General features: G+C 71.4%; 19 protein-coding genes and 2 pseudogenes. 13 read left to right on the forward strand and 8 right to left on the reverse strand.

Annotation, left to right across the window (positions count from 1 at the left end; all coding sequences use genetic code 11):
* Positions 1-2: 2 nt before the first annotated feature.
* From AMK31_RS33115 to AMK31_RS33135, 5 genes and pseudogenes are all read right to left on the reverse strand, one after another.
* The gene (locus AMK31_RS33115) at positions 3-935 is read right to left on the reverse strand and encodes a VOC family protein (RefSeq protein WP_073944417.1); all 933 of its coding nucleotides are present in this window, start codon (positions 933-935) and stop codon (positions 3-5) included.
* Positions 936-939: 4 nt separating this feature from the next.
* Positions 940-1587, reverse strand: a pseudogene (locus AMK31_RS33120) (amidohydrolase family protein); the annotation flags it as partial.
* Between the two features lies 1 nt (position 1588).
* Positions 1589-2099 (reverse strand): annotated as a pseudogene (locus AMK31_RS33125) (FAD-dependent monooxygenase); the annotation flags it as partial.
* A 50-nt stretch (positions 2100-2149) separates the two neighbouring features.
* Positions 2150-3106 carry a cyclase family protein gene (locus AMK31_RS33130; protein ID WP_073944501.1) on the reverse strand — a complete coding sequence of 319 codons (957 nt, stop codon included), beginning with the start codon at positions 3104-3106 and terminating at the stop codon, positions 2150-2152.
* Between the two features lie 11 nt (positions 3107-3117).
* Positions 3118-4116, reverse strand: coding sequence for a fumarylacetoacetate hydrolase family protein (locus tag AMK31_RS33135; protein ID WP_073944418.1), 999 nt, complete (start codon positions 4114-4116; stop codon positions 3118-3120).
* Between the two features lie 147 nt (positions 4117-4263).
* Between AMK31_RS33135 and AMK31_RS33140 the strand changes: the two genes are divergently transcribed.
* The 4 genes from AMK31_RS33140 (at position 4264) to AMK31_RS33155 (ending at position 10734) form a co-directional block, all read left to right on the forward strand.
* Entirely contained in the window at positions 4264-5175 is a 912-nt protein-coding gene (locus tag AMK31_RS33140) for a LysR family transcriptional regulator (protein ID WP_073944419.1), read from the forward strand.
* Between the two features lie 191 nt (positions 5176-5366).
* A complete protein-coding gene (locus AMK31_RS33145) occupies positions 5367-7907 on the forward strand; it encodes a molybdopterin oxidoreductase family protein (RefSeq protein WP_073944420.1) in 2541 nt (846 codons plus the stop codon).
* Positions 7904-8404: a hypothetical protein gene (locus tag AMK31_RS33150; protein WP_073944421.1), complete on the forward strand. Its 501-nt coding sequence runs from the start codon at positions 7904-7906 to the stop codon at positions 8402-8404. Before AMK31_RS33145 ends, AMK31_RS33150 begins: the two co-directional genes overlap by 4 nt.
* Positions 8405-8457: 53 nt before the next feature.
* Positions 8458-10734 (forward strand): SpoIIE family protein phosphatase, encoded by a 2277-nt coding sequence (locus tag AMK31_RS33155; protein WP_241842798.1) that lies wholly within the window; start codon positions 8458-8460, stop codon positions 10732-10734.
* Positions 10735-10853: 119 nt separating this feature from the next.
* Here the strand turns inward: AMK31_RS33155 and AMK31_RS33160 are convergent, their stop codons facing one another.
* Positions 10854-11165, reverse strand: coding sequence for a hypothetical protein (locus tag AMK31_RS33160; RefSeq protein WP_073944422.1), 312 nt, complete (start codon positions 11163-11165; stop codon positions 10854-10856).
* Positions 11166-11168: 3 nt separating this feature from the next.
* Positions 11169-11582, reverse strand: coding sequence for an SRPBCC family protein (locus AMK31_RS33165; protein ID WP_073944423.1), 414 nt, complete (start codon positions 11580-11582; stop codon positions 11169-11171).
* Between the two features lie 143 nt (positions 11583-11725).
* Between AMK31_RS33165 and AMK31_RS33170 the strand changes: the two genes are divergently transcribed.
* From AMK31_RS33170 to AMK31_RS33210, 9 genes are all read left to right on the forward strand, one after another.
* On the forward strand, positions 11726-12607 hold the full coding sequence (locus AMK31_RS33170) for a YhjD/YihY/BrkB family envelope integrity protein (protein WP_079187033.1): 882 nt from the start codon (positions 11726-11728) through the stop codon (positions 12605-12607).
* Between the two features lie 107 nt (positions 12608-12714).
* A complete protein-coding gene (locus tag AMK31_RS33175; RefSeq protein ID WP_073944425.1) occupies positions 12715-15366 on the forward strand; it encodes a LuxR C-terminal-related transcriptional regulator in 2652 nt (883 codons plus the stop codon).
* Positions 15367-15518: 152 nt separating this feature from the next.
* A complete protein-coding gene (locus tag AMK31_RS33180) occupies positions 15519-16040 on the forward strand; it encodes a hypothetical protein (protein ID WP_073944426.1) in 522 nt (173 codons plus the stop codon).
* A gap of 131 nt (positions 16041-16171) precedes the next feature.
* Positions 16172-16369: a hypothetical protein gene (locus AMK31_RS33185; RefSeq protein ID WP_073944427.1), complete on the forward strand. Its 198-nt coding sequence runs from the start codon at positions 16172-16174 to the stop codon at positions 16367-16369.
* Positions 16370-16486: 117 nt separating this feature from the next.
* Complete coding sequence (locus AMK31_RS33190) at positions 16487-16954, forward strand: SHOCT domain-containing protein (protein WP_073944428.1); 468 nt, start codon at positions 16487-16489, stop codon at positions 16952-16954.
* Positions 16955-17009: 55 nt separating this feature from the next.
* Positions 17010-17429, forward strand: coding sequence for a DUF7144 family membrane protein (locus tag AMK31_RS33195; RefSeq protein WP_073944429.1), 420 nt, complete (start codon positions 17010-17012; stop codon positions 17427-17429).
* 234 nt (positions 17430-17663) lie between these two features.
* Complete coding sequence (locus tag AMK31_RS33200) at positions 17664-18536, forward strand: YhjD/YihY/BrkB family envelope integrity protein (RefSeq protein WP_241842799.1); 873 nt, start codon at positions 17664-17666, stop codon at positions 18534-18536.
* Positions 18537-18775: 239 nt separating this feature from the next.
* Entirely contained in the window at positions 18776-20665 is a 1890-nt protein-coding gene (locus tag AMK31_RS33205) for a DUF2075 domain-containing protein (protein WP_073944430.1), read from the forward strand.
* 197 nt (positions 20666-20862) lie between these two features.
* Entirely contained in the window at positions 20863-22689 is a 1827-nt protein-coding gene (locus tag AMK31_RS33210; RefSeq protein WP_073944504.1) for a DUF2075 domain-containing protein, read from the forward strand.
* A 56-nt stretch (positions 22690-22745) separates the two neighbouring features.
* On the opposite strand, the gene AMK31_RS41815 is transcribed toward AMK31_RS33210, so the two are convergent.
* On the reverse strand, positions 22746-22874 hold the full coding sequence (locus AMK31_RS41815; RefSeq protein WP_241842800.1) for a DUF6408 family protein: 129 nt from the start codon (positions 22872-22874) through the stop codon (positions 22746-22748).
* Between the last annotated feature and the right edge of the window lie 174 nt (positions 22875-23048).

The following is a 23048-nucleotide window of genomic DNA, read 5'->3' on the forward strand; positions in this document are numbered from 1 at the left end:
CCTCACACCGGCGGGGCGACGAACACGCCGCGGTCCGGGTCGTTGAAGGACTCCTTCGCGACCAGCTCGTTCATCGGGTTCGCGGTGCCCCACTGGTCGGTGACCTCGGGCTGCGAGAAGTCGTACACGTGCGGGTGCCAGGTGTCCTCGTCGAGGAGTTCCAGCTCGGTGGTGTACTCGACGGTGTTGCCGTGCGGGTCGAGAAAGTACGTGAAGGTGTTGTCGCCCGCCATGTGCCGGCCCGGGCCCCAGATCTTCCTGAGCCCGGCGCGCATCACACGGCCGGAGCCACGCATGTACTCGTCGAGGCCGCGCATCTCGAAGGAGATGTGGTGCAGGGAGGTGTGCGGGCCCTTGGCCAGCGCCATCGAGTGGTGCTGGTTGCTGATCCGCATGAAGTGCATGACCTCGCCCAGGTGCGGCGAGCTGAGCGTGTCGGAGAGCCGGAAACCCAGGTGCTCCTCGTACCACCGCCGGGTGCGGTCCAGGTCGGGGGAGTTGAGGACGACGTGCGACAGCTTGACCGGGATGGACTCCTTCTCCTCGATCCTGCGGTGCTGCCGGACCTCGACGTCGGCGGAGACCTCGATGGTGCGGCCGTCGACGTCGAAGAAGCGGAAGCCGTAGCCGCCGCCAGGCGTGTCGACCTTGCCCGGCCGGGAGATCAGCCGCACGCCGCCGGCCAGCAGCCGCTCGGCGAGCGTGTCGACGTCCTCGCGGGAGGCGGCCCCGTAGGAGACCAGGTCCAGCCGCTTCTCGTCGGCCTTGCGCAGCCGTACGACGTACTGCTCCGGGGAGCCCTCGGCGGCGAGGAAGGAGATCCCGGAGTCCTCGGCGACCTTCGTCAGGCCCCAGACACCGGCGTAGAAGTCGAGCTGCTTGGCGTAGTCCGGCACGGCGAGGTCGACGTGCCGCAGATGGGTGAGCAGGCGCATGGTGTCACTCCTTGAAGAGGAGGGCGGCGGCGTTGCCGCCGCGTACGGCGTGGAAGTCGGCGTCGGACAGGCGGGCGGCGTGCAGGGCGGCGACGGGGTCGTCGCTGCCCATGTCGAAGGGGAAGTCGGAGCCGAGCAGCACCCGGTCGGCGCCGGCGACCCGCACCAGCTCGCGCAGGACGTGCGGGTCGTGGACGAGCGAGTCGAAATACAGCCGCTTGAGGTAGCTGCTGGGCAGGTGGGCGCAGGCGGCACCCGCGTCGGAGCGGGCGGACCAGGCGTGGTCGGAGCGGCCGATGTGGGTGGGCAGATAGCCGCCGCCGTGCGCCGCGATCAGCCTCAGACCGGGGTGCCGGTCGAGGACGCCGGAGAAGATCAGGTGCGAGAGGGCGACGGCGTTCTCGGTGGGCTGTCCGACGGTGTTGGACAGGTACCACCGGTCCAGACGCTCGTCGAGCGTGCAGCCGAACGGATGCAGGAAGAGGAGCGCGCCGGTCTCCTCGGCGCGGGCCCAGAAGGGTTCGTACGCCGGGTCGGACAGCTCGCGGCCGGGCGCGTGGCTGGAGATCTCCACGCCCGCCAGCCCCTGGTCCAGGGCGCGCACCAGCTGTTCCCACCCTGGCGCAGGGCGCCGCCCTGTCCCTCGAGGACGCGGATCGCGGCGCGGGTGGCCGAGCCCAGGCCGTCGGCGGCGATCACGAGGTCGTAGCGGGTCTCGGTGCCGTCGCCGAGGCGGACGCGGACGCCGTCGTCGTCCTGCTCGAGGATCTCCGCGCGAGTGCCCAGGCGGACGGTGGCGCCGGAAGCCCGGACCGCGTCGATCAGGATCCGCTGGAGCTGCGGGCGCTGCATGCCGACGGTGGCGGGCAGGTCGTCGCCGCCGGTGCGCAGATCGCGCTGGACGTGCAGGACGGTGCCGTCGGGCGCGGTGATCCCGACCGAGCCGAAGGCGAAGCCGGATTCCTTCACCCGCTCCCAGACGCCCAGTTCGCGCAGGACGCGCAGGGCGTTTCCCTGGAGGGTGATGCCGGAGCCGGCGGTGGCGTTCCAGTCGTCCTTCGCCTCGATCAGGTCGACGGCGAGGCCCGCGCGGCGGAGCAGGATCGTCACGGCGTTGCCGGTCGCTCCGCCGCCGACGACGAGGACCGTGCGGGGTCGGGTCATGGGGAACTCCCTTGTTCCTCTTGCTCGTTGGAGGCTGTTCCGGGCCGGGATCACTTGACGGCGACCGGGTTGACGGGCGAGCCGACCGCCCCGGTGATCGGCAGGGGAGCGGCGGTGAGCCAGAACTCGTACACGCCGTCGTCGGCGCAGTCCTCGGCCAGCGCCTCCAGGTCCCACATCTCGCCGATCAGCAGGCCCATGTTGGGGATGGCGACCTGGTGCAGCGGCTGGAAGGCGCCCTCGAACTCGTTGGGCCGCACCTCGAAGCCCCAGGTGTCCGTGGCGATCGCGGCGATCTCCGTGCCGTGCAGCCAGCCGGCCGTGGTGAACGACAGACCGGGCGCGGGCCCGCCGGCGTAGTCGCCCCAGCCGTCACGGCGGACGCGGGCGAGCTGTCCGGTGCGGACGGCGACGAGGTCGCCGCGGCCGACGGCCACTCCGTGCGCCTCGGCGGTCGCGCGCAGATGCTCCTCGGTGATCGCGAAGCCGTCGGGCAGTTCCCCGTCCTCGCCGACCACCCGGCCGACGTCCAGGAGCACCCCGCGGCCCGCGACGAGCGGCGCCATGTGCTCGATGCCGGTGACCAGGTCGCCGTCGGAGGTGACGACCCGCTCGGCGGGCCGCCCGTTCCACGCCTTGCCGTGGTCGAAGATGTGCCCGAGCCCGTCCCACTGGGTGGAGCACTGCAACGGCATCGCGATCACGTCGTCGGCGCCGCCGATGCCGTGCGGGAAGCCCTGGTTGCCGAGGGCGGCGTCGGTGCCGGTGTCCAGCATCGTGTGGACCGGGTTGGTGCGCCGCCGCCAGCCCCTCTGCGGGCCGTTCATGTCGAACCGCTGCGACAGCGAGAAGCCGGCCCCGCGCCGGACCAGGGCCGCGCCCTCGCGGCGCTTGGCCTCGTCGAGGAAGTTGAGGGTGCCGAGCACGTCGTCCTCGCCCCAGCGGCCCCAGTTCGAGTACGCCTTCGCGGCCTCGGCGATCGCGCCCTCGGGGTCGCCGGGGTTCACGTCACCGGGGCTCACGACGCCTCCGCGACACAGCGGGTGCGCTGGGCGCCGAGGCCGGTGATGGCGCCGTCCATGACGTCGCCGTCGCGCAGCAGCCGCCCCCAGTGCATGCCGTTCCCGGCGGGGCTGCCGGTGAGGACCAGGTCGCCGGGGAGCAGGCGGGCCGTCCGGGAGGCGTACGACACCATCCGGGCGACGTCGAAGATCATGTCCTTGGTGGACTCGTCCTGCATGGTCTCGCCGTTGAGCTTCAGCGTGACCCGCAGGTCATCGGGGTCCGCGATCGACTCGGCCGGCACGATCCACGGGCCGAGCGGGGTGAAGCCGGGCGCGTTCTTGCTGCGCAGCCAGTCGGTGCCGATCTGCGGCATGTCCCGGCGGAACACGGTCGCCCGGTCGGTGAGGTCGTTGGCGATGGTGTACCCGGCGACGTGGTCGAGCGCGTCCGCCACCGAAACCCGGTGCGCGGGCCGGCCGATCACGACCGCCAGCTCCAGCTCCCAGTCGGGCTGCTCGGCCCAGTCGGGCAGTACGACGTCGTCGTAGGGGCCGGTGATCGCGCTGGGCAGGCCGATGAAGACGTACGGCAGGTCCTCGGCCGCCCGGCGGTCCATGATCTCCGCCGCCTCGGCCCGCGCCTCCTCGTCCGACCGCCCGTCGGACCGGTCGCGGTGCGCCACGTGCAGGTCGATCACGTGCTGCCGGTAGTTCGCCCCCGACTGGAACACCTGCCGGGGAGCGACCGGCGCGTGCACGGTCAGCCGCTCCAGCGGCGTGCGGTCCGTGGCGGTGTCGGCGGCCAGCTCCCGCAGCCGGGGCAGGGCCGTCGCCCAGCGGTCCAGCAGGTCACGAACCGTCAAGTGCGGTTCCCCGAAGGTGACCCGCAGGTTCAGGGCCTGGCCGTCGGGAGTGACGAGAGCGGGGAAAGCGGGCCCGTCCGGGGCCGAGAGCGTGCCGAGGGCGAAGGGTCCGGCGAAGGGCGCGGACGTGGACACAGGTTTCACGGACATGTCCTCCTGATTGCGGTGTGACTAATCTGGACCCGCCACCCGTGATCAGGGAAATAGATTCCGTGGATGACCGGCATCCACCGCGTCGATGCCTCACCAGGCCGGCCCCTGGTCCCCGACCGGCTCCGCAGCGCAAAGGGAAGTCCCGTGAACCTGGCCAGCCTCGACCTCAACCTCGTCGTCGCCCTGCGCGCCCTCCTCGAGGAACGCAACGTCACCCGCGCCGGACAGCGCGTCGGCCTCAGCCAGCCCGCCATGAGCGCGGCCCTGGCCCGGCTGCGCCGGCACTTCGACGACGACCTGCTCGCCCGCGTCGGCGGCCACTACGAGCTGACCGCGCTCGGCCAGGTCCTCCTCGACCGCACCGCCACCGCCTACGACGTGCTGGAACGCCTCTTCGCCAGCCAGGCGGAGTTCGACCCGGCCCAGGAGAGCCGCGAGTTCAGGCTCTTCGCCTCCGACTATGCCGTCGCCGTCTTCGGCGCCGAACTCGCCCGCGTCGTCCACGAGGAGGCGCCCGGCATCCGGCTGCGCTTCACCCAGACCCCGCCCACCGTCGTCGACGACACCGCCACCCTGCTCAGCGCCACCGACGGGCTGCTCATGCCGCACGGCGTCATCAGCGACTTCCCCGCCACCGACCTGTACGACGACCGCTGGGTCTTCCTCGTCGCCGACGACCACCCCGGCGTGGGGGACCGGCTCACCCGGCAGGACCTGGCCCGGCTGCCGTGGGTCACCTACCAGCGCACCTACGACGCCCCGGCCGTACGCCAGCTCGGCATGCTCGGCGTGGAACCGCGCGTGGAGGTCTCCGTCGACAGCTTCCAGCTGCTGCCGCTGCTGGTCGCGGGCACCCGGCGGATCGCCCTGGTCCAGGAACGCCTCGCCCACCGCCTCGCCCCGCTCGCCGCCGTCCGGGTACTGGAGCCGCCGTACGAGGCGGTGCCGCTGCGGGAGGCGCTGTGGTGGCACCCCGTGCACACGCACGACGCGGCCCACATCTGGCTGCGCGAGACGGCGGCGCGGGTGGGGAGGCGGTTGGGGGAGGGGGTGTGAGGCGGGCTGGTGGAGGGGGTGGGAGACGGGCTGGCGGAGGGGAGGTGTGAGGCGGGCCGGCGGACAGCCCTGAGGCCTCGCGCAGGGCCGTGAGGCCTGGTGCGCAGGACCGTTATCCGGCAGCCGCGTGGGGTACCGGGGGACACGCGGAACGCCTGTACCGGCATTCCGCCCACCCGCCGGGAGGACACGTGGACGCTTCGGTCGACCGGATCGCACAGCCCTGGGGCAGCCGGACCCCGCACGGACGGCACGAGCCCTGGCCGGTGCGCGTGGACACCTACCTGGCGGAGGGCGTCGACCCCGGCCGGGTGGAGCGGTGGGTGCAGACCGCGTCGATCCTCCACTCCGACGGCGACGCCATGGACATCGCCGTCGTGGACGGACGGATGGCCGGGGTGCGCGGCCGGCCCGACGACCGCGTCAACCGCGGCCGCCTCGGGCCCAAGGACCTCTTCGCCTGGCAGGCCAACGCCTCCCCGGACCGCCTGACCCGCCCGCTGGTCCGGCAGGACGGACGCCTCGTCGAGTCCGACTGGGACACCGCCATGCAGCGGATCGTCACCCGCTCGCGGGACCTGCTGGACGAACGCGGGCCGGGATCGATCGGCTTCTACACCAGCGGGCAGCTGTTCCTGGAGGAGTACTACACGCTCGCCGTACTGGCCCGCGCCGGCCTCGGCACCCACCACCTGGACGGCAACACCCGCCTGTGCACCGCCACCGCCGCCGAGGCGCTGAAGGAGTCCTTCGGCTGCGACGGACAGCCGGGCAGCTACGACGACATCGACCACGCCGACGTCATCGCCCTGTTCGGGCACAACCTCGCCGAGACCCAGCCCGTGCAGTGGATGCGCGTGCTCGACCGCCTGGCGGGCGGCGACCCGCCCCGCCTGGTGTGCGTCGACCCCAGGCCCACCCGGGTGGCCCGCGAGGCGACCGTCCACCTGGCACCCCGCGTCGGCACCAACGTCGCCCTGCTCGACGCCCTCCTCCACGAGGTCATCCGCACGGACCGGATCGACCACGCCTACATCGAGTCGCACACCGTCGGCTTCGAGGAACTGGCCGACCGGGTGAAGGAGTGCACCCCCGCCTGGGCCGCCCGGATCTGCGACGTACCCGCCGCGCGGATCGGCGAGGCGGCCGAACTGCTCGGCACCGCCGACCGGCTGCTGTCCACCGTCCTCCAGGGCGTCTATCAGTCCCACCAGGCCACCGCCGCGGCCGTCCAGGTCAACAACCTGCACCTGATCCGCGGCATGCTCGGACGGCCCGGCGCCGGCGTGCTGCAGATGAACGGCCAGCCCACCGCGCAGAACACCCGCGAGTGCGGTGCCGACGGCGACCTGCCCGGGTTCCGCAACTGGCAGAACGACGACCACGTCGCCGACCTGGCCCGTATCTGGAACGTCGAACCGGAGACCATCCCGCACTACGCCCCGCCCACGCACGCCATGCAGATGTTCCGGTACGCCGAGCAGGGCTCGATCCGCATGCTGTGGATCAGCGGCACCAACCCGGCCGTGTCCCTGCCGGAACTGTCCCGCATCCGCTCGATCCTCGCCCAGGACCGTCTCTTCGTGGTCGTCCAGGACCTGTTCCTCACCGAGACCGCGCAACTCGCCGACGTCGTCCTGCCCGCCGCGACGTGGGGCGAGAAGACCGGCACCTTCACCAACGCCGACCGCACCGTGCACCTGTCCGACAAGGCCGTCGAACCGCCCGGCGAGGCCCGCCCGGACCTCGACATCTTCCTCGACTACGCGGCCCGCATGGACTTCCGCGACAAGGCCGGCGGGCCGCTGATCACCTGGGACGACCCGGAGTCCGCGTTCGAGGCGTGGAAGCGGTGCAGCGAGGGCCGGCCGTGCGACTACACCGGTCTCACCCACGACCGGCTGCGCGGCGGCAGCGGCATCCAGTGGCCGTGCACCGCCGAGGCACCCGACGGAACCGATCGCCTCTACACCGACGGCATCACCTGGGCCCACCCCGACGTCTGCGAGTCCTACGGGAAGGACCTGGTGACCGGCGCCGCGAGCGAGGTGACCGAGTACCGCTCCCTCAACCCCGACGGCAAAGCCGTGATCAAGGCGGCCGACTACCTGCCACCGCACGAGGTGCCCGACGAGGAGCACCCGTTCCAGCTGACCACCGGCCGCACCGTCTACCACTTCCACACCCGGACGAAGACCGCGCGGGCGCCCCAGCTGAACGCGGCGGCCCCCGACGTGTGGGTGGAGGCCTCCGCCGCCGACGCGGTCGCGCTCGGACTCGACGAGGGCGACCTGGTCGAGGTCTCCACCCCGCGCGGAGCCCTGCGCGGGCGGCTGCGGGTCACCGGCATCCGGCAGGGCCTGCTGTTCGTGCCGTTCCACTACGGCTACTGGGACACCGAGGGCGGCCACGGCCCCGACGGCGACACGCCCGGCCGGGCCGCGAACGAGGCGATCGTCACCGACTGGGACCCCGTCTCCAAGCAGCCCCTGTTCAAGACCGCGGCGGCCGCCCTCCGGCTCATCGCCCCCGCCGACGGCCACACCGCGCCCGCCCCGACGACCACCGCGTCCGCCCCCGTTCGCGCCGACGCGGCACCGGCGACCACCGGCGGACCGTCGGCCATGGTCACCCACGTCACCCGGTCGGCCGCCGGCGCCGGGGACGACCGTACGGCTTCCGGGGACGGCCGTACGGCTCCCGGGGACTCTCGGAAGGGGGCTGCCCAGTGAAGCCGAACGGCGTCACCCTCGTCCTGAGGTCGCTCCACCACGGCGAGCGGCACCTCGCCCGGCAGCTGACCGCCGTGGCCGAACGCCACCGCACCGAGCACGAGATCCACCACGTCGCCACCGACCTCGCCCGCTGGTCCGGCGAACACGTCCGCCGCCTCGCCGAGGCGGGCCGGGCACACGGCCTCGACCTCGACGACTCCCCGGTCGCGTCGCCCGGAGGCGGCCCGGTGTCGGCCCTGCGGCAGAAGACCGCCGAAGCACTCGGCCACCGGACCGAAGCCGGCCTGCTCCTCCTGCGCGACCTGCGGGAACTGCACCTCGCGGCGGCCGAGAACTCCCTCTACTGGGAGATGCTCGCGCAGGTCGCCCAGGCCCGCCGGGACCAGGAGCTGCTCGCGGTGGTCTCCGACTGCCATCCACGGACCCTGCGGCAGATGCGCTGGACCAACACCATGATCAAGAATCTGTCGCCGCAGCTGCTGACGAGCCTGTGACCGGCCGGCGGGAACGGCGTGCCGACAGCGGCGTACGGGCGTAACGTCCCGGTATGGGCGGCAGCATGGACGATCCGGCCACCGAGCACGACCAAGCCGGCGGGCACGACGAAGCCACCGAGCACGAGGAAGCCGGCGAGCGCGCCGAAGTCACCGAGCAGGCCGAAGCCACCGAGCGCGCCGAAGCCACCGAGCGCGACGAAGTCGGCCGGCGCGACGAACAAGCCATCGCGCGTGACGAACTGGACACCGCGTTCGCGGACACGGTCCGCCAGATCGGCGCGTCCATCGGTGCGCTGTACCTCCTGGACCCCGACGAGCGGGTGCTCTGCCTGGAGCTGCTGTCCGGAGTGTCCACGGAGATGGCCGGGCCCTGGGTGAGGGTGGCGCTCGCCTCACCCGCACCCGTGGCCGACGCGGCCCGGCAGGACCGCCTGGTGTGGGTCGGCAGCCAGGAGGAGCTGGCGCACTCCTATCCGCGCAGCGCGCTGGCGCTGCCCTACCCCCTCGCGCTGGCGGCCGCCCCGGTCACCGGCCGGCGCCGGTGGGGAGTCCTGCTGCTGATGTGGCCACCGCACCGGCCCGTGTACATGACCGGACGGGAGCGGCGGTACATCCAGGCCAGCTGCCGGCGGCTGGCCCACGTCCTGGAGGAGCGCGTCGAGCGAGGCGGGAGCCCGGCCGCCCGCTGCGGCGCACCCCGCGCGGTCACCGTCGGAGCCGTCCACGACGACTCCGCGGGTCCCACCATGGCCGCCGCCGACTTCGTCGAGCGCCTGCCCGGCGGCAGCTGCTCCCTCGACCTGGAGGGACGCTTCACCTACGTCAGCGCCGGCGCCTGCGAACTGCTGGGCCGCGAGGCAGGCCAGCTGCTCGGCACCCGCCCCTGGCAGTCCCTGCGCTGGCTCGACGATCCCACCTACGAGGACCACTACCGGGCCGCGGTACTCAGCCGCGAACCCGTCTCGTTCACCGCCTGCCGCCCGCCGGACACCTGGCTGGACCTGCACCTCTACCCGGACGTCAGCGGCATCAGCGTCCGTATCGTGCCCAGCGGCACGCCACCCCCGCCCGCACCGGCGCCCCGCCGCTCCAGCCGCTCCGTGACACCGTCGCGGGTGGGCCGGCTCTACCACCTGATGCACCTGGCCGCCGCGCTCACCGAGGTCGTCGGCGTCCAGGACGTCATCGATCTCATCGCCGACCAGATCATGCCCGCCTTCGGCGCCCAGGGCCTGGTCCTGTCCGCCGCCGACGCGGGCCGGCTGCGCATCACCGGCTACCGGGGCTACGACCGGGGGACCATCGAACGCCTCGACGCCCTGCCCCTCGACACGTCCTTCACCCCCGCCGGACGCGCCATCGGCAGCGGCATCCCCGCGTTCTTCGCCAACCTGGAGGAGATGCGGCGCACCTACCCCGAGGCGCCGCTGGTCAGCGGCAAACAAGCCTGGGCCTTCCTGCCGCTGGTGATCTCCGGCCGTCCCGTCGGCTGCTGGATCCTCTCCTACGACCAGCCGCACGACTTCCCGGCCGAGGAACGCGCCGTGCTGACCTCCCTCGCCGGCCTCATCGCCCACGCCCTCGACCGGGCCCGGCTGTACGACACCAAGCACGAACTCGCCCAGGGCCTCCAGCAGACGCTGCTCCCGCGCACCCTGCCTCCCGTCCCCGGCCTGCACGTCGCCGCCCGCTACCTGCCCACCACCCGCGGCATGGAGGTCGGCGGCGACTTCTACGACCTGCTGCGGCTCGGCGACACCGCCGCCGCGGCCGTCATCGGCGACGTCCAGGGCCACAACGTCGCCGCGGCCGCCCTCATGGGCCAGGTCCGCACCGGGGTCCACGCCCACGCGACCGTCGGCACCCCACCCGACCAGGTCCTCGCCGCGACCAACCGGCTCGTCACCGACCTCAGCCCCGACCTGTTCACCAGCTGCCTCTACGCCCACCTCGACCTCGGCCGCGGACGCGCCACCCTGGCCAGCGCCGGCCACCCGCCGCCGCTGCTGCGCCTGCCCGACGGCACCACACGCCCCGTCGACGTCCGGCCCGGACCGCTCCTAGGCATCGACCCCGACGTCGTCTTCCCGCTCACCGAGGTCCCGCTCACCCCCGGCCTGACACTGCTGCTCTACACGGACGGCCTCGTGGAGACGCCCGGCGTCGACATCGACGACTCCCTGGCCCGCCTCGCCGGCCACCTCGCCCAGGCCGACGTCCACGACCTGGAAGCGCTCATCGACGACCTGCTGCGCAAGGAGGGCAGCACCGGCCAGCGGTCCGACGACATCGCCCTGCTGGTGCTGCACGTGGCGGAGGACTCGTGAGGTGACCCGGGGTCGCGGAGGACTCGGAACGTGACCCGGGGTCGCGGAGGACTCGGAACGTGACCCGGGGTCGCGGAGGACTCGTAAGGCGGCCAGCCCCCGGCGGAGCCCGCCCCGGCTCACGGCCGAGGGTCGACACGCCGCCACCGAGGCCGCGCGTCCCTCCCCCTGCGACCGGCGCCCGCCGCACACCGCGGGCAGACGCGCCGCACCTCGTCCGCCGCGCCCCCGGACTCCGGGAAGACGTCCTGCCAGGCGACGTGCGAGAACCGGGCCAGGCGGGAACGGCTCAGGGACAGCCCGCAGACCGTCTCGTTCCGGCCCGGCTCCCAGGCGTGCACCTCCCCGGCGGGCAGCCGCCTGCGGCCCTCCTCCTCGTCGGTCCACTCACCCGACGCGGCGACGGCGTACGACCGGGCCCGCGCGGCCATGCCTCAGCCCGCCGTGTTGTCGACCCGCAGCCGCACCTGCTCCTCGAGCCGCCGCAGGCTGCTGTCCAGGGCCTCACCCACCGCCTGCTCGCCGGGATCGTGGCCCTCGTCGAAGAACGACAGGTGCACCGTCACCTCGCTGGCCCCGCTCCCGATCCCCGCGACCTGCAACCAGCCCGCGTAGCTGCCCTGGTCGCGCGTGCCCCATTCGATCCGCATCTGCTCGGGCCGGCTCCGCAGCAGGGCGGAGGTGTCCTCGTCGGTGCGGTCCTCGTGGACCGTCACGGCGGGCAGCCCCGCCGGCTCGACATGCAACTCGCCCGGCAACCAGGTGTCCAGCTGCCCCACATTGGCCGCCTGGTCGAACACATGCTCCGGCTGCGCCGGCATCGTGCGGGAACGCTCGTACTCGGTCATCGCGCCACCGTCCTCACCCTCGGGGGTCGTACAGCGCACCGCGTGCCCGGCTTGCCGGGATATAAGCACACGGAGCGGATCGGCGGGGCCTCCCCGCATGTCACGTGCTGCGACCGCGGCGCGCAGCGGGTTCACTTCGAAGCATGAGAGAGAGCGGCGTAGAGAGCGGCGGCACTCCCCGCGTCCCGAGGTGGAAACGGCGGCGCCGGCTCGCACGGGAGGCGGCTCCCGAGCCGAGGCGCTCGACGGTGATCCGGCGCCTCGGAGCGGACCAGGCGGGCCGGCTCTGGGAACGGCTCAGTACGCTCGACTTCATCGGCCACTCGTTCTCGCTGGCCGCCCTCGCCATGATGTGCTTCTTTCCCTTCCTCATCGTCGTCACCGCGGCGGCCGGCGAGGACGCCGCCAAGGTGCTCGCCCACTGGCTGGGCCTGAACGAGCAGGCCGCGCAGGCGGTGACATCCCTGTTCTCACCCGCGGAGAACATGGGCACGTTCACGGTGACCAGCGCCCTGCTGATGATCTTCGGTGCCGAGGCCACCGCCGCCGTGCTGCAGAGCTGGTACCAGGAGGTGTTCGACGTCTCCGGCCAGACCTGGCGGGACCTCACGGCACAGCTCTACTGGCTCGCCTCCCTGCTCGCCTACTGCGCGGTGCAGACGCTGCTGGGCAAAGCGTTCGGCGGCGCGCCCGGCGGAGCGCTCCTGCCGATCCTGTCCGGCTTCGCCGTGGCGACGCTCTTCTGGTGGTGGAGCCTGTACGTGCTGCTGCGCGGGGCCGTCCCCTGGCGCTCCTCGTTCCCGGCGGCGGTCGCCACCGGCGCCTGCTGGACGGGCCTCGGCGTCTTCTCCGCGCACTTCTTCTCCTCGACGATCATCGCCAACGAGCAGAAGTACGGCCCCATCGGCGTCGTCATCGTCATCCTGTCCTGGCTGGTGGCGGTCGGCGTGGTCATCCACCTCGGAGCGGTCGTCGGCCGCCTGTACGGCGAACGCCATCCGCCACCGGCGGAAACCCACCGGTGAGGGCCCACCCGCCCGCTCCGTGCCGCGCGGACGGACCGTGAAGCTGCCATGGTGGTGGCAGGGGGAAATCCCGGACTGGCAGGGGAAACCCCGGACGGTGAAACGTTGTGGCGACGAGCGACGAAATACCACACGATCCAGCCCTCCTGTACGTCGATCCGCTGGGCGACCCGTTCCTCAGGACGCGGTTCGCCCTGCCGACGAGGCCCGGCACGTTCCTGCGCCGCGCCCGGCTGGCCGACCACCTGGACTGGTCGTCGGCGACACCGCTGGTGATGGTCAACGGAGCCGCCGGCGCGGGCAAGACCCTGCTGGTCGCCGACTGGGCCGCGGACCTCGCGCAACCGGTCGCCTGGCTCACCCTCGACGCGGCGATCCAGGGACCGGGCATGTTCTGGGCCCACCTGCTCCAGGCCCTGCGCGCCGGCGGGGTGCGGCTGCCCGCCGGCATCGGATTCCCCGCCGACGGCAGCCGGGTGGACGACACCCTGCTGGTCCGGCTCGCCGCGCAGCTCAGCGGCGGCGGGACGCCCGTGACCGTGGTGATCGACGACTACGACCGGGCAGGCGCCGACATCTCCGAACAGCTCGCGTTCGTACTGCACCACGCACGGCCGGGCATGCGCCTGGTCCTGGTCACCCGCACCGAACCGCTGCTGCCGCTGCACCGGTACCGAGCCGCCGGCGAGATGACCGAGATCCGGGACGCCGAACTGGCCTTCACCCCCGAGGAGGCCGGCGCGCTGCTGGAACTCCACGGTCTGCATCTGACCGGGGACGCGGCACGCGCGCTGGTTGACCGTACCCGGGGATGGGCGGCCGGTCTGCGGCTGTGCGCCCTGGCCGCGCGGCAGAGCCCGGACCCGCAGGTGTACCTGAAGGAGTTCGAGGCGGGCCACAGCACCATCGCCGACTTCCTGCTGGCCGAAGTGCTCCGGCGGCAGACACCCCAGACGCAGGACCTCCTGCTGCGTGTCAGCGTCCTGGAGCGCTTCTGCGCCGATCTGGCGAACACACTGACCGGACGGACCGACGCCGCGCCCATCCTCGCCGGGCTGCACCGCGAGAACGCCTTCGTCGAGGACCTCGGGCACGCCTGGTACCGGCTCCACCCGCTCTTCCGCGAGATCCTCCGCGTGCATCTGCGCGAGCGCTGCCCCGGACTGGAACCGGAGCTGCACCGGCGGGCCGCACACTGGCTGCGGCGGTCCGGCGCGCTCGCGGAGATGCTCACCCACGGCGCCGCCGCGGGGGACTGGGAGTTCACCGCCCACGCGCTGGTCGACGACCTGGCGATCGGCCAGCTGTTCACCGGTCTGCGCTCCGACGACCTCACCGAACTGTTCGCCGGCATGGAGCCCGGGACGACGAGCTCCGCCGCGGAGCTCGTCCGGGCGGCCCGCGACCTCGCCCGGCACGACCTCGACCACGGCCTGGCCCACCTCCGCCACGCCGAGCAACAGCTCACGGCCGGCGACGACCGCGCCCCCGCGGCGGCCCGGCTGAGCTGCGCCCTTCTCGAAGCCCTCGCCGCCCGTCTGTCCGGATCCCCCCGACGGGCCGAGCTGGCCGCCCGCACGGCCCGGGAGGTGCAGGGCGAGATCCCGGCGCATCTGCTCGACCAGCATCCGGAACTCCCCGCCCTGCTGCTCACCCACGTCGGCTCGACACGTGTGTGGGCCGGGCACTTCGACGAGGCGCGGGCCACGCTGAAGGCGGTGGCCGGCGACGGAGGCCACGCCTCCACGGCGGTCGCGCGTCAGGAGTCCCTGGGACACCTCGCGCTGATCGACTACCTCAACGGATGGCCGGGCCGGGCGGAGCGCCACGCCTTCGCCGCGATGACCACGTCGGACCGGTCCGGCCTGCCCGAGATCTCCGGCGCCGGTCTCGGGCGCCTGGTCGCGGCCGCGGTGGCCGTCGACCGGTGCGAACTGCGCCACGCGCAGCACCTCATCGACCAGACACCGGACCCGGCGACGCTCGACCCCGTGACCGCGGCGGGCCGCTCCATCGCCGTGGCCCGGCTCCTTCTCGCCCGGGGCAGGGTTCGCGCCGCGGTCGCCGCCGCGGACGCGGCCGTGGCGACCGACGTCGGCTCGCCCTGGGCGGAGAGCCAGGCGGCGCTGATCGCCTCGGCCGCCCACCTGGCCGAGGGCCGCCCGGAGGCGGCCGCGGAGGTGCTGCGGGAGCTGGCCGACGGCGATCCGGCGTGTGCCGTGGGCCAGGCCCGGGCGCACCTGGCGGCGGGCGACCGGCGCACGGCGGTCGGAGTGCTCGACACCATCGCCGCGGCCGGGCACGTCGGCCCCGCGGTGCGTGTGCGCGCCACGCTGGTCAGGGCGGAGGCCAGGCACCTGGAAGGAGACGCGGCCGCCGCCCGTCGGCTCCTCGCCGACGCCCTGCCGGCCGCCCGGCGCGACAGACTGCGCCTCCCGTTCAAGGAAGCCGGTCCGTGGATCGAGCCGTACCTGCGGACGGGACCGCTGCAGCAGCTGGCGGCGGGCTGGCTCCTCCCGGGCGGCGAAACACGCGAGCCGGAACCCGAAGCCGCGCCCGTGCTGGTGGAGCAGCTGAGCGGACGGGAACGCGACGTGCTGATCCGGCTCGCCCAGATGATGTCGACCGAGCAGATCGCCGCCGATCTGTTCGTGTCGGTGAACACGGTGAAGACCCACATCAAGAGCGCCTACCGGAAGCTGGCGGTGAACCGCAGACACGACGCGGTGCAGCGGGCACGTGAACTGGGGCTGCTGTGACCGTGCGCTTCTCCCAGCAGCTCCTGCGGTAGTTCCCCCGGTAGTTCCCCCGGCAGGGGTGAGGCGCCACGCGCTCCGTACGAGTGTGATGGGCACGGCGGCGGTCCCCCCGACCGCCGCCCGAAGTGCCGTGAGGAGAGGCCGGGGCCGCCATGCCGAGACACGACCGAGCAGCCGCGCTGGAGCACCGGCGGGAACGCCGAGCCCACGCCGACTACACCGGCGGCGTCTACGGCTCCATGCTCGCCACCACCGTGGTGATCGGTGCCGGCACGCTGGGCGACTTCCCTCGCCTGTACGTGGTCACGCTGCTGCTCCTCAGCGGTGTGGCCTTCTGGCTGGCGCACGTCCACGCCCAGCTGTTCGGCGCACGCCTGGCGTCTCAGCAGGCCCTGGACCGGCACACCGTCCTGCACGTGTGCCGTGACGAGTGGCCGATCGTCAAGGCGGCCGTCCCGCCGGCCCTCGCCGTGGCCGTCAGCCCGCTGCTGGGGCTCGACATCAAGGGAGCCCTCTGGCTCGCCGTGGCGGTGGCCGTGGCCGGGCAGGTGGGCTGGTCGGTGGCGGCGGCGCGGCGGGCCGGAGCGTCAGGGCGTCAGACGGCCCTCAGCGCCGTGGTCAACCTGGTCATCGGTCTGCTGATCATGTCTTTCAAGATCTTCCTCAAACACTGACGGACACACTGACGGCAGGACAGGACAGGACCGACAGGTCACCTGTACCGGGTGAGGCCGGAGCCCCCCGGCGGACGAGACGGTGAACGGACAGGGGCGAACATCGGCTGTCGGCGGCGGGAGAGCAGCACATGCGTTACGAGATCCGCGTCGAGGGACATGTGTCGGAGATGCTGGCCAAGGTGTTTCCGGAGCTGGATCACGTCCTGATCTCCGAGCAGACGCTGCTGTACGGGCCCGTGATCGACGAGGCGCACCTGTACGGGCTGCTGGCCCGCTTCCAGTCGCTGGGGCTCCGAGTGGTCGAGCTGCGGCAGCTGCCCGACTGACCCGGTACGGGGCAGGTGACTTCACCCGCTCCGGGTGAGGCCGGCCGTCCATGGCGTGCGCACGCTGAGAAAAGCCGGGAACAGCGGTCGGGCACGCGCCCGGAACGGAGGAGACAGATGCGTAACGAGATCTACCTCGCCTACGACTATCCGCTGCTGAGCATGTTCTGGACCATGCTCTGGTTCTTCCTGTGGATCATGTGGTTCATCCTGCTCTTCCGGATCATCGGCGACATCTTCCGCGACGACGGTCTCAGCGGCTGGGGCAAGACCGGGTGGCTGGTGTTCGTCATCGTGCTGCCGTTCCTCGGCGTCTTCGTCTACCTGATAGCCCGCGGCAAGGGCATGGGCGGCAGGGAGATCGGCCACGCCCGCGCACAGCAGGCGGCGTTCGACGACTACATCAAGAAGACGGCGGGCGAGGGCGGCCGGGCGAGCAGCGCCGACGAACTGGCCAAGCTGTCGGACATGCGGGCACGCGGAGACATCACGGACGACGAGTTCCGCCGTGCCAAGGAACTCGTCCTGAGCGGCGCCGGCCCCACGGCCACTCCCGGCACCGCCAACGCACCGTCCCCCCACTGAGCACGGCCGACCGAGCACAGATCAACCGAGCACGGACAAGGAAACGAGGCAAAAGATGGCTGCCACCCACGTACCACGGGCACACTCGGCGAAGTACGAATGGGCCGCGGGCCTCATGATCTTCTCCGCCGTCATGCTGACACTCGTGGGGATACTCGACATCTTCCGCGGCATCGCGGCGATAGCCGAGGACGACATCTTCGTCACGACTCGCAACTACGTCTTCGAGTTCGACCTCACCGGCTGGGGCTGGATCCACCTCGCCCTCGGCGTGGTCGCGGTGATCGTCGGCTTCGGGCTGTTCCAGGGGGCGACGTGGGCGCGCGTGGCCGGTGTGACCATCGCCGGGCTGGTCGTCATCGCCAACTTCCTCTCCCTGCCGTACTACCCGGTCTGGTCCGTCATCATGATCGCGATGTCCGCGTTCATCATCTGGGCCCTGTGCGTCGCCCGCCAGGAAGACGTCAAGCCCTAGGAACACCGTGCGACGCGCGGTGCCGCCCGGCGGAAGAGCCCGGGCGGCACCGCGCTGCTGTTTGCGCCTCCCGGCGAAAGCCAGGCGTGTGGTACCCGCGTCGGCCCCCGACGGCCGGTTAGGCTCACGCCGTCCGAAATATCGCGATTCATTCCCACGGAGGGCAGGACGGCAAGGATCAACCGCGAGCGCCTCGCCAGAACGCTGACGTTCTGGCTGCGCCCCGCCTTCGCGTTGCGCGTCGTCAACCGGTTCCAGAAGATCGTCGGCTTCGACCGCTCGATGGCCCTGGCGTCCAGCGCCCTCACCGCGCTGGTCCCGCTCGGCATCCTGCTCGGCGTCGTACTGAGCAACGTCGTCGACTACGACGTCGCCGAACGCGTCATCCGGCGCTACGGTCTCACCGGAGCCGGTGCCGAGGCAGTGGACTCGCTCTTCTCCCCGGCCGAGGACACGGACCCGAGCGCCGGCGTCTTCGGCGTCCTGTTCCTGACCGTCTCCGTACTGAGCTTCGCGCGCGCCTTCCAACGGCTCTTCGAACAGGCATGGGAACTGAAGCCCCTCAGCGTGCGCAACTCACGCAACGGCCTGTGGTGGATCCTCACCCTCGGCGTCTACGCACTGGTCACCGGGTGGCTCTCCGCGCTGCTCGGCGGACGCGGGCTCGGCCTGCTGCCGGCGCTCTGCTCGGCACCGGTGACCGTGGTCTTCCTGGTCTGGAGCGGCTGGATCCTCTCCGCCCGGCGGATCGCCTGGCCCGAACTGATCCCCTTCGGAGTCACCGCCGCGGTCCTCACAACCGTCTACTCCTGGGGCGCGGCCTTCTACATGCCCCGGCTCTTCAACACCTACGCATCCCGCTACGGCGTGGTCGGTGCCGTCTTCGCGATGCTCTCGGCCCTCTTCGCCGCCATGTTCGTACTCGTCGCGTCGGCCGCGCTGGGCCGCGAGACGACAGACGAACTCACCCGCATCCGCCACGGCCAACGCCCCACCGACCACGAGGTCCGCCGCCAGTGGGAAAGCCTGGTCGAACAAACCCGCTCCCACTGGCGCTCGGCCCGCGAACACGCTTCCCGCGCCGGCAGGGAGGACACGGACCGCTGACGCGTCGCCGTGGCCACGAGCACCCTCGGCGGCTGACTGCAGGCAGCCGAGCTAGGCAGGGCGCACCGGGGACGTGGCATCCCCGTCCACCTGCGGTCACTTGCCCAACTCCCGGCACCGCCAGGTACCCTCGAACACATCGTCAACGCGGCCCGACGGGCTTCCGCTCCACTTCGGTGGAGTCTCGAAGGACACGCCCCCACCCGCACGAGTCACTTCGTGCTGCCCGGGGGAAGCCCTTGCTGTACCGCGCGTCCGCCAAGACGGTCGCCGCAATGGCGTTCGATCGTTCGTTGTTCCTGCACCTCACCGACCAGTTCGCCCACATGCACGGCTACCGGCCCGGCACCTCGGAGGCGCGCTCCTGGGAGCGCAGCATCCCCGTCCTGGCCGCCGCGCTCAACGACGCGGGCCTGGGCGACGTGGAGGTCATGCTGGAGTACGCGCTCCCGCTGAACAGCAAGCGCGCCGACGTCGTCCTCGCCGGTGTGCACCCCGCCACCGGGGAGCCGTCGTACGTCGTGGTGGAACTGAAGCAGTGGAGCCAGGCACTGCCTCATGAGGACGACCCCACCCTGTGCCACGTCGACGCCTACGCCCATCCGGTTCTCAACCCGATCGAGCAGGTACGCCGCTACTGCGACTATCTGGTCAACTTCAACGGGGCAGTGGCCGAGCACGGGCACCGCATAAGTGGGGTGGCGTTCCTGCACAACGCCACGGAGTTCGGCGTGAACGGGCTGCGCGAGATCGAACGCGACGGCCACGGGCTGCTCTTCACCGGGGAGCGCCGCGGTGCCTTCCTCGACCATCTCCGTTCGAGACTGAGCGACAGGCATCCCGGCGCCCCGGCCGCGGACGAGCTGCTCGCGGGCGCCACGGTGCCGTCGAAGCAGTTGATGTCCGTTGCCGCCGAGGAGGTGCGGGAACGCCAGCAGTTCGTGTTGCTCGATGAGCAGCAGGTCGCGTACCGCATGGTGCTCAACGCGGTGGAGAAGGCGAAGCACGCCGACCGAAAAGAGGTCGTGATCGTCACAGGCGGTCCCGGCACCGGCAAGAGCGTGATCGCTCTCCAGCTGCTCGGTGAGCTGTACCGGCGCGGAGTCCCGGCTCTGCACGCCACCGGCTCGCAGTCGTTCACCAAGACGATGAGGAAGGTCGCCGGATCCCGGAAGCGGGAGGTCCAAGACCTGTTCAAGTACTTCAACAGCTTCATGACCGCCGAGAAGAACAGCCTGGGTGCTCTGATCTGCGACGAGGCCCACCGCATCCGGGAAACCTCGGCCAACCGCTACACGCGAGCCGAGCACCGGACCGGCAGAGCTCAGATCGACGAACTCATCGACGTCGCCTACGTCCCCGTCTTCTTCCTCGATGAGCATCAGGTGGTGCGCCCCGGCGAGATGGGCACGGTGGCCGACATAAAGGCGGCAGCGGCGAAGCGTGACATCCCCTGCCACGTCGTCCCGCTGGACAGCCAGTTCCGCTGCGGCGGCAGCGACGCCTACCTGCGCTGGGTCGTCCGGCTCCTGGGCCTTGAGCAGGGCGGGCCGGTCGTCTGGGAACCCGACGACCGCATGCAGCTGCTGGTCGCCGACAGCCCGCAGGAGATGGAGGCGTTCCTCGACGCCCGACGCGCCCAGGGCTACGGCGCACGCATGTCCGCCGGCTACTGCTGGCGCTGGTCCCCGGAACCCAAGCCCGGCGAACCGCTCCCGCTGGATGTCGTCATCGGAGACTGGGCCCACCCCTGGAACCTGCGCGGCGACCGCTCCGTCTCCGGCGCGCCCCCGGCCGCCCTGTGGGCCACCGACCCGGCCGGCTTCGGCCAGGTCGGCTGCGTCTACACCGCCCAAGGGTTCGAGTACGACTGGTCCGGCGTCATCATCGGCCCCGACCTGCTCTGGCGCGACGGCCGCTGGGTCACGGACCGCACCGCCTCCAAGGACCCGGTGTTCAAGAAGTCCACCCCGGACCCAGATGTGGACCGCCTGATCCGCAACACGTACAAGGTGCTGCTGACCCGGGGCATGGTCGGCACGATCGTGTACTCGGTGGACCCGGAGACGAGGGAGAAGCTGAGGGAGCTGGCGGGGGGTCGGCGGGAACGGCGAACTGTCCCGGCTTGACGGGGCAGGTCCTCGCCACGGAGCACGTGATCCGGCCATGATGGCCGTCCTTTGGGCCGACCGCAGCGTCATCGCGGCCGGTCGAGCGGTCGTCTCCCTGAGATCACGAGTACTGATCGCGGCCCGACGGGCTTCCCACGAGGACATGCCCCCACCCGCACGAGTCACTCGTGCCCTGGGGGATCCACCTCGTGTCCATGCTCCTGCTGCGGCTGGCAGCACAGGATTTGCTGACCTTGAACTCACGGCGCCGTATGGTGCCCCACCTGGCCGCAAGGTGGCAGCACTTCCGAGGCGCCGACGCATCGCTGTCGGAACGTTCCGCGTGGGCCGAGAGCCTCGTGCACCTCGCCGAGGACATCGTCGCCGCCGGGCGCGGAAACGTAGAGATGATCGTCGAGTGTGCCGCCACCCTCGACGAGGCCGACCGCCCCGGCGATCCCAGACTCATCGACGTCGTCCTTGTGGGCCATCACCCCGAAGAGAGCAGGCTGTCCGTTCTACTGGTCGAACTCAAACGGTGGTCGATGGTGACCAGGGTGGAGCGAGCCACGGCGGAACTCGTTCACGTACCGGGGTTGGGAAGGAAAAAGCACCCCGCCCTCCAATTGCGTGAGTACTACGAAGCCTTCACGGGCGACAGGGGACCGCTGCACGGACTGGATTTCGAATGCAGTGGCTTTGCCTACCTGCACAACGCCACCGATGCCTCCGTCCGGCCCCTGGTCGATTTGGACGCTCCGACGGGCGCCTACGCCCGTGTCTACACGAATGACCGGCGCGAACAGCTGATGTCCGACCTCCGCAAGCACTTCGCCGGCGAAGGCCACACGGTCAAATACGCCAGCGGCAGCAGGGCCTTCAATGGGGCGATCCAGGAACACGTCGGCTACGGAGACCGCGAGTTCAAGGAGACGTTCACCTACTTCAGCAACTTCGTCACCCCGCCGACCCCCCCGTTGGATGTCCTGATCTGTGACGAGGCGCACCGGCTGCGGGCACGCTCGACCAATCGGTTCTGGAAGCCCGAACATCAGGGCACCAAGCCCCAGGTCGACGAGCTCCTCGACGCCTCGCGCCTGACCGTGTTCTTCCTGGACGGGGGCCAGTGCGTGCGGCCGCATGAGGTCGGCACGATCGACCTGATCGAGGATGCGGCGCGACGGTACGACGCCAGTCTCCTCCGATACGAGCTGCGGGAACAGTTCCGCTGCGGCGGCAGCGACGCCTACATCCGCTGGGTGCGTGCCGTGCTCGGGGTGAAGGGCGGGGAACCGGAGCAGTGGACGCCGGACGGACTGATGCACGTCGAGGTGGCGGACAGCCCTGACGAACTCGAACGGATCATTCGCACCGAAGCGCTTGCCGGGGCGTCCGCCCGCATCGTCGCGGGGTACTGCTGGCCGTGGACGAAGCCGCTGGGCAAGGAGAGGCGTCTGGAGAACGACGTACGGATCGGTGACTGGCACAAACCGTGGAACGCGGACAGCGACGCATTCTGCGAGAACGGAGCACCACCCTCCAAGATCTGGTCCGTGCACGAGAAGGGGCTTGATCAGATCGGCCGTGTGTACACGGCTCAAGGGCTCGAATGGGACTGGTGCGGTGTGATCCTGGGCGAGGACATGGTGCGCCGGGACGGTCGGTGGGTGTTCCAGCGAGGCAAGGACCGGAAGGATCCGGAGACCGGGGTCAAGCGCGTCACCGTCCCGGGCTCGTTCGACCCCAAGGTGAGAGCCGACAGTGTCGACGACGAGGAGTTCGCCCGGTTGGTCCGCCACGCCTACCACGTGCTGATGACCCGGGCGAGCCGTGCGACGGTGCTGTACTCCACGGACGAGGAGACCCGGAGCTACCTCAAGGATCTCGTCGGCGAGGTCCAAGTGCACGGGTTGCGTCCCACCTGGGAGAACCTGCCGGAGGAAGCACGCGTCCCGCACCTGCCCCGGCCACGTCGAGGGCGGCGCTCCCGCAGAAAGCGTCAGGTCTCGAGTCAGCAGTCGCCCGATCTGCGACTGTTCTGAGGGACGCAGCCGGATGTGTGAAGTGGCGGGCTCTCCGGGCCCGCCACAAGCCTGGGTCAGAAGACCAGGCGTGCTGCCGCCGCCAGGGCCGCCACCACGATCTGGGTGGCGACACCCGCGGCGACGTCGACCAGAATCTCGCGAAGCCGGTCACGACGCGCAGGCTTGTACTCAACGGGGTTCATGGATGTCCACTCCTTGGCATGAGCTGGGAATGGCAGGGACGGCCCTACCGGGCATCCGCACTCACGCCGCGTGGATCACGCAGCGGAAACCACTCGTCAGTCACAGCCGAGGACCAGCACCTGATGAACACCGCCGACGTACCCTCCGGGAAGGTGCGCATCGGGAGCCACGCT

The organism is Streptomyces sp. TSRI0107 (assembly GCF_001905845.1).
Taxonomy (GTDB): Bacteria; Actinomycetota; Actinomycetes; order Streptomycetales; family Streptomycetaceae; genus Streptomyces.

Bases quoted from the DNA above. Each gene is read 5' to 3' on its own strand.
- AMK31_RS33135 (WP_073944418.1), bottom strand. From the start codon at position 4,116: ATGTCCGTGAAACCTGTGTCCACGTCCGCGCCCTTCGCCGGACCCTTC.
- AMK31_RS33115 (WP_073944417.1), bottom strand. From the start codon at position 935: ATGCGCCTGCTCACCCATCTGCGGCACGTCGACCTCGCCGTGCCGGAC.
- AMK31_RS33195 (WP_073944429.1), top strand. From the start codon at position 17,010: ATGGCTGCCACCCACGTACCACGGGCACACTCGGCGAAGTACGAATGG.
- AMK31_RS41815 (WP_241842800.1), bottom strand. From the start codon at position 22,874: ATGAACCCCGTTGAGTACAAGCCTGCGCGTCGTGACCGGCTTCGCGAG.
- AMK31_RS33165 (WP_073944423.1), bottom strand. From the start codon at position 11,582: ATGACCGAGTACGAGCGTTCCCGCACGATGCCGGCGCAGCCGGAGCAT.
- AMK31_RS33210 (WP_073944504.1), top strand. From the start codon at position 20,863: ATGCTCCTGCTGCGGCTGGCAGCACAGGATTTGCTGACCTTGAACTCA.
- AMK31_RS33180 (WP_073944426.1), top strand. From the start codon at position 15,519: ATGCCGAGACACGACCGAGCAGCCGCGCTGGAGCACCGGCGGGAACGC.
- AMK31_RS33190 (WP_073944428.1), top strand. From the start codon at position 16,487: ATGCGTAACGAGATCTACCTCGCCTACGACTATCCGCTGCTGAGCATG.
- AMK31_RS33155 (WP_241842798.1), top strand. From the start codon at position 8,458: ATGGGCGGCAGCATGGACGATCCGGCCACCGAGCACGACCAAGCCGGC.
- AMK31_RS33170 (WP_079187033.1), top strand. From the start codon at position 11,726: ATGAGAGAGAGCGGCGTAGAGAGCGGCGGCACTCCCCGCGTCCCGAGG.
- AMK31_RS33185 (WP_073944427.1), top strand. From the start codon at position 16,172: ATGCGTTACGAGATCCGCGTCGAGGGACATGTGTCGGAGATGCTGGCC.
- AMK31_RS33160 (WP_073944422.1), bottom strand. From the start codon at position 11,165: ATGGCCGCGCGGGCCCGGTCGTACGCCGTCGCCGCGTCGGGTGAGTGG.